The 13,907-nt window shown below is 59.6% G+C and carries 16 protein-coding genes; 5 read left to right on the top strand and 11 right to left on the bottom strand.

What is annotated here, in order from left to right; translation table 11 throughout:
• Window positions 1-101 precede the first annotated feature (101 nt).
• The 3 genes from AC5FXY_RS03515 (at window position 102) to AC5FXY_RS03505 (ending at window position 1,854) form a co-directional block, all read left to right on the top strand.
• Entirely contained in the window at window positions 102-1,049 is a 948-nt protein-coding gene (locus AC5FXY_RS03515) for a DnaJ C-terminal domain-containing protein (RefSeq protein WP_493555245.1), read from the top strand.
• A 16-nt stretch (window positions 1,050-1,065) separates the two neighbouring features.
• Window positions 1,066-1,392 (top strand): chaperone modulator CbpM, encoded by a 327-nt coding sequence (locus AC5FXY_RS03510; protein WP_493555244.1) that lies wholly within the window; start codon window positions 1,066-1,068, stop codon window positions 1,390-1,392.
• Window positions 1,393-1,470: 78 nt separating this feature from the next.
• Window positions 1,471-1,854 (top strand): hypothetical protein, encoded by a 384-nt coding sequence (locus AC5FXY_RS03505; RefSeq protein ID WP_493555243.1) that lies wholly within the window; start codon window positions 1,471-1,473, stop codon window positions 1,852-1,854.
• A 98-nt stretch (window positions 1,855-1,952) separates the two neighbouring features.
• Here AC5FXY_RS03505 and AC5FXY_RS03500 read toward each other — a convergent pair whose 3' ends face one another.
• The 6 genes from AC5FXY_RS03500 to AC5FXY_RS03475 form a co-directional block, all read right to left on the bottom strand.
• On the bottom strand, window positions 1,953-2,687 hold the full coding sequence (locus AC5FXY_RS03500; RefSeq protein ID WP_493555242.1) for a ZIP family metal transporter: 735 nt from the start codon (window positions 2,685-2,687) through the stop codon (window positions 1,953-1,955).
• Window positions 2,688-2,721: 34 nt separating this feature from the next.
• A complete protein-coding gene (locus tag AC5FXY_RS03495; protein ID WP_493555241.1) occupies window positions 2,722-3,471 on the bottom strand; it encodes an SAM-dependent methyltransferase in 750 nt (249 codons plus the stop codon).
• A 142-nt stretch (window positions 3,472-3,613) separates the two neighbouring features.
• Window positions 3,614-4,009: a hypothetical protein gene (locus AC5FXY_RS03490; RefSeq protein ID WP_493555240.1), complete on the bottom strand. Its 396-nt coding sequence runs from the start codon at window positions 4,007-4,009 to the stop codon at window positions 3,614-3,616.
• Between the two features lie 50 nt (window positions 4,010-4,059).
• A complete protein-coding gene (locus AC5FXY_RS03485) occupies window positions 4,060-4,704 on the bottom strand; it encodes a hypothetical protein (protein WP_493555239.1) in 645 nt (214 codons plus the stop codon).
• 115 nt (window positions 4,705-4,819) lie between these two features.
• A complete protein-coding gene (gene nadC / locus AC5FXY_RS03480) occupies window positions 4,820-5,680 on the bottom strand; it encodes a carboxylating nicotinate-nucleotide diphosphorylase (protein ID WP_493555238.1) in 861 nt (286 codons plus the stop codon).
• 93 nt (window positions 5,681-5,773) lie between these two features.
• The gene (locus AC5FXY_RS03475) at window positions 5,774-6,172 is read right to left on the bottom strand and encodes a DUF4783 domain-containing protein (protein WP_493555237.1); all 399 of its coding nucleotides are present in this window, start codon (window positions 6,170-6,172) and stop codon (window positions 5,774-5,776) included.
• A gap of 143 nt (window positions 6,173-6,315) precedes the next feature.
• Here AC5FXY_RS03475 and gpmI point away from each other — a divergent pair, with 143 nt between their 5' ends.
• The gene (gene gpmI / locus AC5FXY_RS03470) at window positions 6,316-7,857 is read left to right on the top strand and encodes a 2,3-bisphosphoglycerate-independent phosphoglycerate mutase (protein ID WP_493555236.1); all 1,542 of its coding nucleotides are present in this window, start codon (window positions 6,316-6,318) and stop codon (window positions 7,855-7,857) included.
• Complete coding sequence (locus AC5FXY_RS03465) at window positions 7,850-8,440, top strand: hypothetical protein (RefSeq protein WP_493555235.1); 591 nt, start codon at window positions 7,850-7,852, stop codon at window positions 8,438-8,440. The genes gpmI and AC5FXY_RS03465 overlap by 8 nt, the downstream gene beginning before the upstream one ends.
• Window positions 8,441-9,006: 566 nt before the next feature.
• Here AC5FXY_RS03465 and AC5FXY_RS03460 read toward each other — a convergent pair.
• The 5 genes from AC5FXY_RS03460 to fumC form a co-directional block, all read right to left on the bottom strand.
• Complete coding sequence (locus tag AC5FXY_RS03460) at window positions 9,007-9,567, bottom strand: hypothetical protein (RefSeq protein WP_493555234.1); 561 nt, start codon at window positions 9,565-9,567, stop codon at window positions 9,007-9,009.
• A gap of 49 nt (window positions 9,568-9,616) precedes the next feature.
• Window positions 9,617-10,048 (bottom strand): secondary thiamine-phosphate synthase enzyme YjbQ, encoded by a 432-nt coding sequence (locus tag AC5FXY_RS03455; RefSeq protein WP_493555233.1) that lies wholly within the window; start codon window positions 10,046-10,048, stop codon window positions 9,617-9,619.
• Between the two features lie 134 nt (window positions 10,049-10,182).
• A complete protein-coding gene (locus AC5FXY_RS03450; protein ID WP_493555232.1) occupies window positions 10,183-11,703 on the bottom strand; it encodes a hypothetical protein in 1,521 nt (506 codons plus the stop codon).
• A gap of 168 nt (window positions 11,704-11,871) precedes the next feature.
• A complete protein-coding gene (locus tag AC5FXY_RS03445; protein ID WP_493555231.1) occupies window positions 11,872-12,312 on the bottom strand; it encodes a hypothetical protein in 441 nt (146 codons plus the stop codon).
• 136 nt (window positions 12,313-12,448) lie between these two features.
• Window positions 12,449-13,852, bottom strand: a complete 1,404-nt coding sequence (fumC, locus tag AC5FXY_RS03440; RefSeq protein ID WP_493555230.1) for a class II fumarate hydratase — start codon at window positions 13,850-13,852, stop codon at window positions 12,449-12,451.
• Window positions 13,853-13,907 lie beyond the last annotated feature (55 nt).

Raw genomic sequence — 13,907 nt, 5'->3', positions numbered from 1 at the left:
TGCCTGCTGATGAAATAAGGGTAAGGTCAAATGACTAAACCGTTGGCGGTATCCGCCGGTAAAGAACAGCGACCTATTTGGCCTTTTAGCCATTCAAAATCATGGATTACAAGGACTACTACAAGGTTCTGGGCGTGGAAAAAAACGCCACGCCGGACCAGATTAAGAAGGCGTACCGCAAGCTGGCTCGCCAGTATCACCCTGACGTTAACCCCAACGACGCCGAAGCGGAACGCAAATTCAAGGAAGTAAATGAGGCCAACGAAGTGCTTTCCGACGAGGAAAAGCGCCGCAAATATGACCAGCTCGGCGCCGACTGGCAGCGCTACCAGCAGGCCGGCGGCCGCGGCGGATTTGATGGGCCCGGCGGGTTCGATTGGTCGAAGTACGCGCAGGGCGGTGGCTTCCGGGGCTTCAGCGGCGCCGAAAGCTTCGGCGATGCCGAGGACTTCTCCGACTTCTTTAGCTCGTTTTTTGGCGGCATGGGTGGCAGTGGCCCCCGCAGCACTCGCCCCGTGACCGGCCAGGATTTGCGCGCCGATATGGAGCTTACCTTGGAAGAAGCCTTCCATGGCGGCCCGCGCACAGTAGTAGTGGGCGACAAACGCCTGCGTATCAACATCAAGCCGGGCGTGGAAGACGGCCAAACCATTCGGCTGCGCGACCAGGGCGGCCCCAGCCGCAACGGCGGGCCCAATGGCTCGCTTTTCATCACCCTGCACATCCAGCCTGATTCGCGCTACGTGCGCACCGGCGCCGACCTGACCATGGATGTGCCCGTGCCGCTTTACAAAGCCTTGCTAGGCGGCGAGCAAGTAGTGGACACGCTGGGCGGTCCGGTGAAAGTGAAGATCAAGCCTGAAACACAAAACGGTGCACGTCTGCGACTACGCGGCAAGGGCTTTCCGGTGTACGGGCAAGCCGGACAGCACGGCGACTTGTACCTGCGCCTGCAAGTGCAGCTTCCCCAACACCTCAGCGCTGAGGAGAAAGAGCTTATCCGGCAGCTGGCCCAGCTGCGCGGCGAAACAGTAGACCAGCCTTCATAATTCAGCCTCTCCGGTCATGACGCACTACATCACTCTCACGTTCCGGGACTGCGCTAGCACCTACAGCCTGCCCGAAGCGGCCCTGCACGAGCTGGCTGATTTGGGCTGGCTGCGCCTCGCCGCCCGAGCGGAACCCGAGTCGCTGATTGAAGACGAGACCGACCACCTGGCCCGCCTCGCCCGCCTGCACCACGAGCTGCACCTGCCGCCCGAAGGCATCGACCTGATTCTAATCATGCGCCAGCGCATGGAGCAGCTGCAGCACGAGCTGACGCGGCAACGCGCCCGGGCGGCCCAGCTGGAAGCCTGGGTGCGGCGGTACCCGGCTACGGATGCAGAATGAGTGGTACGGACAGCTAATTTGAGCTGCCCAAAAGCTGATTCGGTAAAACGGTTAACCTATTCGTCTGCATTCATGCCGTTGGCCAAGTACTCCACCAGGTTATGGCTGATCCTGCTTCTTTTGCTGTCGGGAAAAGCCACTGCCCAACAAACAAGTCACATTCCTTTCGAAGGAGCCAACACACTAATTATTCACACGGATGATAGTCAGGCTAAGGCCTTAGATACCCTGAGTCAGCTACTTCGCCAAAACGGGTTTAGCATAAAAGAAGCAAGTAGTGGGGAGATAGTAACAAACCCACGCAACATAACCCCGCAGCGGCCTGATGCAACCTTTATCGTGATAGGTGCGGCCTTACCTGACTTTACCATGACTACGGGCCACACCACTAAGCTGATCTTGTTCGGGACCGGCACCTTTGCGGTTGGGCTTCAGAAAAAAGCCCAAAGCCCCAGAAGATAAGCGTTTCTCTTATTGGAATCGGTGGCGAAAGCATATCCCAACGCGAACCTCGAATACCAACGCAATCAATAGCGCCGCGTGGTTTTAGCTTGATTGCCTTAGTGCCCGTTCACCAGCAAGGCCAGCACTGCGCCCAGCAACGTAGCCAGCAGCTTGCGCACGTTGACGCTGTGCTCGGGACTGACCTCAAACAGGATGGTAGTAGAGACGTGCAGGAAATTGCCGCTGACCAAGCCGAGCAACAACGGATACCACCCGCCCCGCTCCATCGGGTTCAGGCCGGTGTAATTGCTGGCCAGCACGCCCAACGGGGCAGCGGCGGCAAACAGCACCAGCCACGGCAGCGCCTTCGTGAAGCTGCCTACCCGCGTCACAAGCACGGCCATCAGGGCAAAGGCGGCCGGGATGTGGTGTAGGGCAACCCCGGCCAGCACGGCATAAAAACCGCCCGGCACCTCGCCGGCTGGGTTTTGCACCAAGATACTGCCTTCCAGAAAAGCGTGCACCGTGAGGGAGCCCAGCAGCAGCCATGGCACGCCCGCGTGCGAGTGTTCGGCGTGCACGTGTTGGTGCCCGTGCTCCACGCCTTCCGAGAACAGCTCCAGCACCAGCTGCCCAAAAAAGCCGGCCATGATGAAATAGCCCACCCGGTGCGCCGAGCCATCTAGAGCAATAGCCTCGGGCAACAGGTGCGTGAGCGTGAGCGTGACCAGGTAAGCGCCGCAAAACGCCAGCAGCGGCCGCAGCCACTTGGTGTGGGCAGTGGGCACAAAGCGAGTAAGCCAGCCGGCGCCAAGCACCGACCCAAACAGTAGCAGAAGGGCTACAAGCATGGCGGAAAGGCTGTAGCGCCGCGCAGGTACGCGGCTATTTTTTAAGAATGAAAATCATTCGTGGACTAGTTTGCTCCACGTACGGGCTCAGGTCGTAGTCGCCTAAGACTTCGCCTAGGCGCAGCCCCGCCAAGTAGAAATACTCGCGAAAGCGCTCCAAACTCAGGGCCCGTACCCGCTCCTGAAAGTGCTGGTCGCGGCCCTCAGCATCTTTAAAGCGAATCTCCTTTACAATGAAGTCGCGGTCGAGGTGACGGGTAATATCAAATTTAATTCCGCCTACTTCCTTTTCCTCATGCGTCACCAATTCGCGCACGGTGCGCTCGGTGTTCATAAAGTCGATGACGAGCTTGCCACCCACCTGCAGCACATCGGTGGCGTTGCGCAGGGCTACCACGTTTTCGGCCTCTTCCTCAAAGTAGCCAAAGCTGGTAAACAGATTGAAGATGAAATCGAACGGCCCCTTGGGCAGCGGCGCCCGCATATCGTGCACGAAGAAGTGTAGCTGCTCGTTTTCGAACTGCCGGGCATGATCGATGCTTTCCGCCGATAGGTCGATGCCCGTTACGTCGTAGCCCTGCTGATTCAGATAAATGGCATGCCGGCCTTTGCCGCAAGCCAGGTCCAGCAGCCGTTCCTTGGGCTTGGGGTGCAGGTGCCGCAGCAGGTTGTCAAGAAAATGTTGGGCCTCGTCTTGGTCGCGGTGGCTGTAAAGCAAATGGTAGTACGGCGAATCAAACCAGGTACTAAACCACTCCGCGGATTCGGCATAGGAGTACGGCATGGGCGGGCAATAGGGACGGAACGCTGGGCTATCGGTGTTGACCAGCCCGGATGCGGACGCCCCGGCGCTGCTACAGGCTGAATATTCCTGAAGCCGCACCGGGGCGCACTAGCAATCAATACACTGAGGGTGAGCCAGAACCTTAGTTCTTCTTTTGCACGCCCTCTTTGTTGTCTACCTGCTGCTGGGGCTGGGCCTGAATCTTCTTCGCGTCTTTCAGCGACTTGCTGCCTTCTACCTTGGTGGCTTCGGGCGTCATGGCCTGATCAGCCGAAGGCTTGTCGGGCATGCCTTTGGCAGGGTCCAGCGTCTGCTCCACTTCCATCTGAGAGCTGACGGGCGACTCAATAGCGCCGCCTTTGTGTTGGCTGGGAGCATCGGTGGCAATGTCGAAGTCGTACGACTCGCGGGCGCCGGGAGGCACCATGTCTACCGATACTTTTTTATCAGCACGCCAGTCCGACGGTTCGCTGCTGCACGAAGCCAGGCCCAGCAGAGCTACGGCGGCCAGGCCCAAAACGAGTTTGTTGGAGGTCATAGAGTTGATGCGGAAGGAAATCAAATACGAAGTACGCACAAAACGCGAAGTTAGGCAGCTTTGGGCGCGTCGGTGCTGGTCGCGGGCTCAGTAGCGGAAAGCCCTTTACGGCGCAGCAGGTTTTCAAACAGCTGCAAATCCTTGCCCGAGTTGAAAATGCGCTGCGGTACGTACAGAAATACGGGCACCCACATCAGCTTGGCCAACCAGGCACGCCAGCCGGCTACCTGATCCGTCACGTCGGGCTGCTTCAGGTACAATACGTAAGCCTCCTTGTGGCGGGCCACACGCTCGATCATATCCCAGTTCATGCCGCGTGGCTGGTCTTTATCGTTAGCGCGCAAGGCAATGTAGCGCGGCTCAAACTCGTAGCTCAACCGCTCAAACAGAAATTTACTTTGTTCCAGCTGGGTCACGCCCGTTACCTGGGCTGAGCGCAGCAGTACGTAGAGCACCGTTACGAGCACGGCCGCTGCTACCCACCACCACGAAAAGCTAATCAGGGCTGGCAGCATCAGTACCACCAGCGGAATTACGGCTTGCCACCAGTCGCGCTTCCACACCTGCGTGAGGGCCATGCGGGTGTAAGTTTCTTTGTCAAGCTGGTACTTTTTGGTGCGGACGGCCAGCGGCGACGATTGCTGCTGTTGCTGAACAAATTGCCGGCCACCGCCACGGGGCATGGGAGGTTGCATGTTGGGGTAATGTGCTAATGTGGAAATGTGCTTTGGTGCTGGTGAACGTACTGGAAGCCACTGGAGAAACCTCCTGTTAGCACATCAGCAAATTCCAACGCATTCGCACATTCAGTTAAAATGCTTTCAGGCTCAGATCCAGGCTTTTTACGGAATGCGTCAGGGCTCCGACTGAAATAAAATCAACTCCAGTTTCGGCCACAGCCCGGATGGTGTGCTTAGTGATGCCGCCCGAGGCCTCGGTGGGGAAACGTTCGCCGATAAGCGCCACGGCTTCGCGCAGGGTATCGGGTTTCATGTTGTCGAGCATGATGCGGTCGATGCCTCCTACTCCCAATACTTGCTGCACTTCCTGCAAGGAGCGGGTCTCTACCACGATAGGCAGCTTGCGACCCAGCTTCTCTAAGTAGGCATGAGTGGCCTCAATGGCCTGCCGGATACCGCCCGCGTAGTCCACGTGATTGTCCTTGAGGATAATCATGTCGAAGAGGCCGTAGCGGTGGTTCACACCGCCACCGATGAGCACTGCCCATTTTTCGCAGATACGAAAATTGGGCGTGGTTTTACGCGTGTCGAGCAGGCGGGTCTTGGTGCCGGCCAGCAGGCTGGTCATGTGGTCCGTATGGGTGGCAATGCCGCTCATGCGCTGCATGCAGTTCAGTACAAGGCGCTCGGCCGTGAGAATGCTGCGCGCCGGTCCTTCCACCGTGAAGGCGACGTCGCCGTGCTTCACTCGGCTGCCGTCGGGCAGTTGCACCTGCATGGTGAGGGCCGGATCTACCTGCTGGAAGATGATCTGGGCCAGCTCCACGCCCGCCAGTACGCCTTCGTCTTTCACCAGCAGCCGGGCCTGTTTGCGCGCCCCTTCGGGCACACCGGCCAGGGAAGAATGGTCGCCGTCGCCGACGTCTTCGGTCAGGGCAGCTTGGATAAACGAGCGTAACGCTTCGGGGGTAAGGTAGGGCGGGTTCTGCACAGACACAAAAATAGCAAAAGGCCCCGACTTAAGGTCGGGGCCTGCTCAGGAAGCAGGACCGCATCGGAAGGAAAAAGTAGCGGTCTAAGCCATTTATTCGTGAGTGAAATCCATGGTATCGATCTGCATGTTGCCCTGGGCGGGCTTCATTTTTATGAAGACGCGGTAGCTGCCACTTTTGCCCGCGTACTTGCCGATGGCATACTGAATGCCCTCGTTTGAGGAACCTTGGTGCACCAGCTCAAACGTCGCCGGCGAGTTTTTGGCAAAGAAATCCTTCAACACAAACTCGGCTTGCGTAGCGCTGTAACTTTTCTTTTCGCCATCAAAGCTTAGCTCCACGGTACCCCCAAAGTATTGGGATACAGCGCGGGACGAGCCGTTGCGAATGGCCGAGCGCACCGCCCCGAACGTCTCCGTTTGGGCGTGGACCGCTGGTGTGGCCAGGGCCAGGCACAGCACGGTCAGTACTCGGAAAAACAATCGTTTCATGAGGTAAACTGAGTTGCAGCGGCGGATGTACCAAAACTATGCCAACCGGGTACGCGGTAGCCGGGGTTGCGGTTGAGCTGCTGCTGGCCCAAAATAGTGAATAGGTGCCGCTTGCCACCCTCGGACCCGTTATCTTTGCCCGCATGAACAAACCGGTACTGTTGGTAATCCTCGATGGGTGGGGTCTGGGCACCAATCCGGCCGTGTCGGCTATTGCCGCTGCCAATACCCCCTTCGTGGATTCGCTGTTTGAGCGTTTTCCGCATAGCCGTCTGCAAGCGTCCGGCGAGGCCGTGGGCTTACCAGAGGGCCAGATGGGTAATTCTGAAGTCGGCCATATGAACCTGGGTGCAGGCCGTGTAGTGTACCAGGATTTGGTGCGCATCAACAAGGCCATCCGGGAGCGGAAACTAGGGTCTATTCCAGCCCTGCAGCAGGCGTTTGAGTACCTGCGCACGCACCCCGACAAGAACCTGCACCTGATAGGGCTTTTGTCGGATGGCGGTGTACACTCCCACATCGAGCACCTGAAAGCCCTTTGCACCCTCGCTCACGACGAAGACGTGCACCGTGTGTTCATCCACGCCTTCACCGACGGCCGTGATACGGACCCCAAAAGCGGTGTGCGCTACGTTAATGACCTGGAGGAGCACCTCCAACACGGCGCCAGCGGCAAGATTGCTTCTATCGTGGGCCGTTACTACGCCATGGACCGCGACAACCGCTGGGAACGGGTGCAGGTGGCTTACGACCTGCTGGTGAACGGCAAAGGTCAGCGCTGCACCAACCTCATCGGGGCCATGCTTGACTCGTATAAGAGCGGCGTGACCGATGAGTTCCTGAAGCCGCTGGTGAAAATTGGCAGTGACGATCAGCCGCTGGCTTCCATCAAGGACGGCGACGTGGTCATCTGCTTTAACTTCCGTACCGACCGCGGCCGGGAAATCACGCAGGCGCTGACGCAGCAGGATTTCCACGCCTTCAACATGCACCGGCTGAACCTGCACTACCTCACGATGACGAACTACGACGCTACGTTTGTAGGTGTGCAGCCAATTTTCGAGAAGGACAACCTCAACAATACCCTCGGGGAAGTGCTGGCCGCCCACGGCCGCACCCAGATTCGCATTGCCGAAACCGAGAAGTACCCACACGTTACGTTCTTTTTCTCCGGCGGCCGCGAGGTGGAGTTCGAGGGAGAAAAACGCCTGATGCGCGCCTCGCCCAAGGTAGCCACCTACGACCTACAGCCCGAGATGAGCGCCTACGACCTGCGCGACGCGCTGGTGCCCGAGCTGCAAAACCGCACCGCCGATTTTGTGGTGCTGAACTTTGCCAACCCCGACATGGTGGGCCACACCGGCGTGTTTGAGGCCGCGGTGAAGGCCTGCGAAACCGTGGACGAGTGCACCCGCGATGTGGTTACGGCCGCTATGCAAGGCGGCTACTCCACTATCATCATTGCCGACCACGGCAACGCCGACATGATGATCAACGAGGACGGCTCGCCCAACACGGCTCATACCACCAATCTGGTGCCTTGTATCTTGGCCGATCCGGACTACCACGGCATTCTGGCCGATGGCAAGTTGGGCGACATTGCGCCCACCGTGCTGAGCATCCTGGGTTTGCCGCAGCCCGCCGAGATGACCGGCGAATCGCTGCTGCGCCCTGCCAATGCGTAGTTCTACTTCTTTAGCCGCACGGGCGACGCTGGTCTTGCTACTCAGCGGGCTCGGCGCCGCCTGCTCGTCCGACCCGGCGGAGCGGCCGGCGCGGCGCCCGGCGGGCTACTTTGACGTCGTCGGGCTGATGGATGCGCAGGTAAAGCAGCTGCAGCAGCAGCGGCCGGCGCTGGAAAAGCGCGTGGCCCTTCGCTCCGATGCCCCAGAGACCAAGCGCCTAGCGCAGCCTAACTGGGCTACCGAGTTGCAAGTGTTTTATCAGGCCGACATCAACAAGCCGGCCCTGCGCGGCGCTTATCAGGTGCAAACCACCGATTCGGCGGGTTTCACGCGCCGCACCTTTCGCCGCGGCCCCGAGGTGGAGCATCCGGTAATAGAGTTATCGGTACTGCAAGCTGGGTCGGTGGTGCAGGAGCTGCGCGCCACGCTGCAACAAGACAATCCATTGTTCTTCTCGGGTAAGACGTTCCGCCTGCGCTTCGGCGCCGATGGGCTGCTCAGCAACTACGAGGTACTGGGGCAGCAGAAGCTAGTGGCGTTTGATACGACGCGCTACCGGGCCAGTGCGCGGGTGCTGCAGTAATACTGATGGGCTGGGTAGGCTTTCTGGCAACCGAAGTACTCGCGTGGTACCCACTGCTGCTCCTGGCGGCTGTACTCTTAGCGAATGGTCGGTGGCTGAGTCAAGCATTGCCACTGCTGAACAGTATTTTCCTAGCAGCCAGCATGCTGGTTTTATTTAGTTGGGTGCAAGTGTGGTATCAAGCCCTATCAGTGCCTCAAGCATCAGCCGATTGGGAAGCGGAGAAATACGCCCTATTCAATAGAGCTTTCGGGCCGTACGCCTGGGATTATTGGACCTCCCTCCTGCCCTTGTTGTTGACGCAAGCCTTGTGGTGGACGCGCGCCCGCCGCAGCGTGGCGTTTTCCCTGCTGCTTGCTACAGTTCCGCTATTCCTGCCGGCTTTCGTGCGCGCAGCGGTTTTGGTGCTTGGCTCGCACCGCGACTATCTACCGTCTAGCTGGGCCATGTTTGCACCAAGGGACTTGGTGCGCGTACCACTTTGCGTGGCGGCTGTTGGGTGCTTGGTTTGGCTGAACAGAAGAACCAAAGGCGGAGGTCAGCCCGAACCTTACTAGGGCTGAGCTTCAGTCCAGATACGGCTCCACGCGCACCTGCCGCACCTGCCCGCCCCTGATGGAGGCCAGCACGCGGTTCATTTGCATTTCATCGGCGATTAGCAGACTATCACAGCTGGCGCCCTGCCGGCGGTGAGCGGCGCTGACGCGGTTGCGCAGCGTCTGGCAGTGAGGCGTGTTGAAGGACACAAGAGTGGCGCTGCTGAGCAGGTCTTTGTCGGGGGTGCAGTAGAACACAAACTCGTTGCCGGCCTGCTGCACCGTAATGAGGGTGTCGGTTTGCTTCGGAACGTGGGCGTTCCGGATGGCTTTGCGGGCCGTGATGCGGCCGCCGCTCTGCACTATATCAGCCACGGTGAGTTCGGCGCCGAAAGGGTCGTTAGCGGCTTCGTCGTCGGTGACGAAGCAGACGCGCTTGGGCGCGGCAGGCTCAGCGGCCATAGCTGCGGGAGGCGCTTCCACGGTATCGGTTTGCCGGGGCCGCTCCACGGCGAGGCGGCCGGGTTGGTCGCGGCAGGCGGCTAACGGCAGCAGCAGAAACGGCAGAACACGTAGGGAAAGGACTTTCATGCAGGCAAAGGCTGATTTGCATCGTATACGGAAATGCCAGCCTTCGCCGTCAGGTAAGCGGTGCGCCCAGCAAGGTCAGCATGATCCAGCGGCGGCCACCGTCGTTGCGATGCTCGCCGAGGTAGATGCCCTGCCAAGTGCCCAGGGCCAGCTCGCCATTGGTAACGGGGATGGTGACGCTGCTACCCAACATGGCGGCTTTCAGGTGGGCCGGCATGTCGTCGGGGCCTTCCAGCGTGTGGCGGAAATAAGGGGCGTTTTCGGGTACGGCGCGGTTGAAGAACTGTTCGAAATCGTGCCGCACCGTAGGGTCGGCATTTTCATTGATTGAGAGGCTGGCCGAAGTATGCTGAATAAACACGTGGAGCGTACCGACCCGCACCTGCTCCAATTCAGGTAGTTCCGCCGTCACGAGGTCAGTAATCAGGTGGAAGCCGCGTCGCACGGCCGGCAGGCGCAGTCGTTTCTGGATGCAGATCATGGGTGAAGATTATTAACCGTAGCGCGGACTCTACCAGCCCGCGTCTCAGGATAGAAATGTCAATCGGTGAACAACGACTGAAGATTACTAGCCAGGGACGCGGGCTGGCAGAGTCCGCACTACGTTGGGCTATATCAAGGGTTTATCCGCTCGTAGGCGCCGGGGTCCGGCGTGGAGGCGCTGCGGCTGATGCTGCGCAGGTCGCGGGGGAGCAGCGGCAGCGGTACGGCGCGGTTGCTGGCCGGCGAAAGGGTATCGAGGCGGTAATCGAAGCGGTCGGCGAAGTTTTCGGGGCTGCGCCGGAATTTGGGGTTGGTGTTCAGTAGGTTGCCGTTGCGGGCCAAGCCAGGCTTGCCGTTGGTATCGGCGGCGCCTTGGTATTCTTCGGTGCGCAGCACGCTGTTGCGCACCGTAATCTGGCCCAGGTAGTTGGCGCTGTTGTCGAAGAACAGCTCGTCCTTGGTGCTTCCCCACACAATGCTGTTTTCGATGCTGATGCTGGGCGCTACGCGGCGCGGCGGCGTGCGCACGGGCAAGCCGTCGGAAAACGTCAAGGAAGAGGTTTCGCGGCGGAACTGCGGCGTGTAGTTGGCCACGGTGCAGTACTGCAAGTTGAATGCGCCGCCCTGGAAGCCAGCTACGGCGTACTCACCGCAGTTGGTAAACAAGGAATTACGCACGTCCCAGTCGCCGGAAAAGCTCAGAATGCCGCCACCATCGAAGCTTTGACCGCCGCTGGCGAAGGTGAGGCCCGCCCCCGAGATGTTGCGGATGACGCTGTTTTCGACGGTGACTTTCGGGAAAGGCTGCTGGGCATCGGGATTGTACACCAGCAGGCCGAAGGAGGCGTTTTTGATTTCGCAGAAGCGTATTACGTTGCCGCGGCTGCTGCCGGCATCAAACTGAATACCCGCCCACTGGCCGGGCACGTCGTTATAGAACGTCTCCAGCCGGGTACCCTGGAAGCGCACAATGCGCCGGTCGTTGGGCATTACCTCGCCGGTGGGCTGCAAAGTGGGGTTGATCAGCAAGCGGCCTTTGACGATAATACCCGCGCCGGCGTGGCAATACACGCGCGTGCCCTCCTCCATGGTTAGGGTGCAACCCGGCCGCACCTCTACGCCGCCGAAGATGACGTGCGGCTTGTCGCCGCGCCACACCGTGTTACAGGGCAGGATTTCGTTGGTGTGGAAGTAAGCATTCTGGCCGTAGGAAATCAGGCGCACGGCCTGCTCGTTGCCGTTGGTGCTGAACTGCACCTGATCCTCTACTAAGAAAGGCCGGTTCTCGGGCTGGTTGTTGGCGCCCAGCGTGGCCCGCACCAAGATGAGCAGGCTGTCGCGGCCGCGAATGGTCACGTTCTGACGGGCCGCGCCCGAGTCGCCGCTGATGATGAGCTTGTAAGGCTGCCCGTACGGCCCGGCTAGGCGGATTTCATCTACCCGCACGGCCCGCCGGTTGCGGTTGTACACCCACAGGCGTTTGGTGACGGTGCGCGTCTGCACGAATACTGTGTCGAACTTCACCGTATCGGCCGAGAATTCCAGCCGGGCGCTGCTGTCGGTGGTAATCAACTCCTCCTTGGGTTCACAGCCGGGCAACAGCGTGGTGACCAGCAGGCAGAGCAGGAGCAGTACGGGAAAAAAGTAGCGCACAGGCTAAAATGGCTGAATGGTTCAATTGTTAAATGACTGCTGGCCCACGCATTGCCCGCGCGAATGGCTGCTTAGCCACTCCGCCATTCAACAATTTTAAAAGACAAACCTACGAGTCAGCCGCTTAACGACGAATATACTGCCGGAAGTGCCCGCTCACGGCCTGTCTCAACCGAGCCGTGGCATCTGCGGCGTCACCAAAGGCAGACTAACCCAGTTGCGGGCCGCGTTGATGTCGTCAAAATAAGCCGTTTCGGGCCGCCGGCTGTCTTCGCTCAGCCGGGCTTGCTTTAACACTTTGGTGACTATGCTGCGGCTTTCCTGATTACTGGCGTTGACGACGGCCACCTTATAAAGAGGTAATTGCAGGTAGCGCGGAAACCAGTGCTGCTGCAGCCACCGCTGCTCCGAATCGGGCACGGGTGGCAGGCCCCTCAAATCGCCCAACCAAGCCCGCACCTGGTATTGTTCAGCCAGTCGCAACGCCTGTTGAAAGCCGTCCCGTATTTCATGGGCTTCTGCGCTGTGGTTTTCCCAGACAACCTCCAGCAGCCGCAACGGCGGGTGGTACAGAATGCGCAGGTAAGGTTTCTCGTAAAGTTTGATCATACACGTTAGTTCGTAAACACACTCGGTAAACAGCCGCACAAACCGTACTGAAAAGCAACGGCTTAGCCTACCGACTAAAAGAAACGCCGCAACCAGTAAAGGCTGCGGCGTTCTAACGCACAAAGGCGAAAATTATTTAGCGGGGCAGTTCGCCCACCATGTCTTCGGGCCGGAGCCACTCGTTGTACTGCTCCTCGGTGAGGTAGCCCAGCTTCAGGGCGGTTTCCTTCAGCGTGCTGCCTTCGCGGTGGGCGGTCTGCGCAATTTCGGCGGCTTTGTAGTAGCCGATGTGCGGGTTCAGGGCCGTTACCAGCATCAAGGACGAGTCGACGTGCTTCTTGATGTTTTCCTCGATGGGCTTGATGCCCACGGCGCACTTGTCGTTGAACGACACGCACACGTCGCCGATGAGGCGGGCCGAGTGCAGGAAGTTGTAGATCATCACTGGCTTGAACACGTTCAGCTCGAAGTGGCCGTTCATGCCGCCGATGTTGATGGCCACGTCGTTGCCCATCACCTGCGCCGCTACCATGGTCATGGCTTCCGACTGCGTGGGGTTCACCTTGCCGGGCATGATGCTGGAGCCGGGCTCGTTGTCGGGGATAAACAGCTCGCCGATGCCGGCGCGCGGGCCCGAGGAGAGCAGGCGAATGTCGTTGGCAATCTTCATCAGCGAAGCCGCCACCGTCTTAAGGGCGCCGTGGGCTTCCACGATGGCGTCGTGGGCGGCCAGGGCCTCAAACTTGTTTTCGGCCGTGATGAAGGGCAGGCCGGTGAGGTCGGCAATGTGCTTGGCCACATTTTCAGCGTAGCCGGGGGGCGTGTTGATACCCGTGCCTACGGCTGTGCCACCCAGAGCCAGCTCCGAGAGGTGCGCCAAGGTGTTGCGGATAGCGCGCAGGCCGTGGTCGAGCTGCGAGGCGTAACCGCTGAACTCCTGCCCTACCGTCAGCGGCGTGGCATCCATGAGGTGCGTGCGGCCGATCTTGACGATGTGCATGTACTCCTTAGACTTGGCCGCCAGCGTGTCACGCAGCTTCTCGATGCCGGGAATGGTCACCTCCACCAGAATCTTGTAGGCCGCGATGTGCATGGCCGTCGGGAAGGTGTCGTTCGACGATTGCGACTTATTCACGTCGTCGTTAGGGGCCAGGGCTTTCTTCTCGTCGGTGAGCTGGCCGCCCTGCAGCACGTGTCCGCGATAAGCAATGACCTCGTTCACGTTCATGTTCGACTGCGTGCCCGAACCGGTTTGCCACACCACCAGCGGGAACTGGTCGTCGAGCTGGCCGCTGAGGATTTCGTCGCACACGCGGCCGATGAGCTCGGCTTTCTCGGCGGGCATAATGCCTGCGTCGCGGTTGGTGAGGGCGGCGGCCTTCTTCAGGTAAGCAAAAGCGCGGATGATTTCCTTGGGCATCCGGTTGATGTCCTGCGCTATCTGGAAGTTCTCGATGGAACGTTGGGTTTGGGCGCCCCAGTAGGCGTCGACGGGGACCTGTACGGTGCCCATGGTGTCTTTTTCGGTGCGGAATTGCATCAGGCGAACAGACTCGGTGAAACGATGGGAATTAGGCTCGGGCAAAGGTAGCACG

It is taken from the genome of Hymenobacter sp. FMD4, assembly GCF_058932745.1.
This window is presented reverse-complemented; position numbering and strand designations above follow the sequence as displayed.

Coding starts and splice junctions, on each gene's coding strand:
- AC5FXY_RS03510 (WP_493555244.1), top strand. CDS start 1,066: ATGACGCACTACATCACTCTCACGTTCCGGGACTGCGCTAGCACCTAC.
- AC5FXY_RS03460 (WP_493555234.1), bottom strand. CDS start 9,567: ATGAAAGTCCTTTCCCTACGTGTTCTGCCGTTTCTGCTGCTGCCGTTA.
- AC5FXY_RS03515 (WP_493555245.1), top strand. CDS start 102: ATGGATTACAAGGACTACTACAAGGTTCTGGGCGTGGAAAAAAACGCC.
- AC5FXY_RS03495 (WP_493555241.1), bottom strand. CDS start 3,471: ATGCCGTACTCCTATGCCGAATCCGCGGAGTGGTTTAGTACCTGGTTT.
- AC5FXY_RS03475 (WP_493555237.1), bottom strand. CDS start 6,172: ATGAAACGATTGTTTTTCCGAGTACTGACCGTGCTGTGCCTGGCCCTG.
- AC5FXY_RS03490 (WP_493555240.1), bottom strand. CDS start 4,009: ATGACCTCCAACAAACTCGTTTTGGGCCTGGCCGCCGTAGCTCTGCTG.
- AC5FXY_RS03465 (WP_493555235.1), top strand. CDS start 7,850: ATGCGTAGTTCTACTTCTTTAGCCGCACGGGCGACGCTGGTCTTGCTA.
- AC5FXY_RS03445 (WP_493555231.1), bottom strand. CDS start 12,312: ATGATCAAACTTTACGAGAAACCTTACCTGCGCATTCTGTACCACCCG.
- AC5FXY_RS03455 (WP_493555233.1), bottom strand. CDS start 10,048: ATGATCTGCATCCAGAAACGACTGCGCCTGCCGGCCGTGCGACGCGGC.
- AC5FXY_RS03500 (WP_493555242.1), bottom strand. CDS start 2,687: ATGCTTGTAGCCCTTCTGCTACTGTTTGGGTCGGTGCTTGGCGCCGGC.
- gpmI (WP_493555236.1), top strand. CDS start 6,316: ATGAACAAACCGGTACTGTTGGTAATCCTCGATGGGTGGGGTCTGGGC.
- fumC (WP_493555230.1), bottom strand. CDS start 13,852: ATGCAATTCCGCACCGAAAAAGACACCATGGGCACCGTACAGGTCCCC.
- AC5FXY_RS03485 (WP_493555239.1), bottom strand. CDS start 4,704: ATGCAACCTCCCATGCCCCGTGGCGGTGGCCGGCAATTTGTTCAGCAA.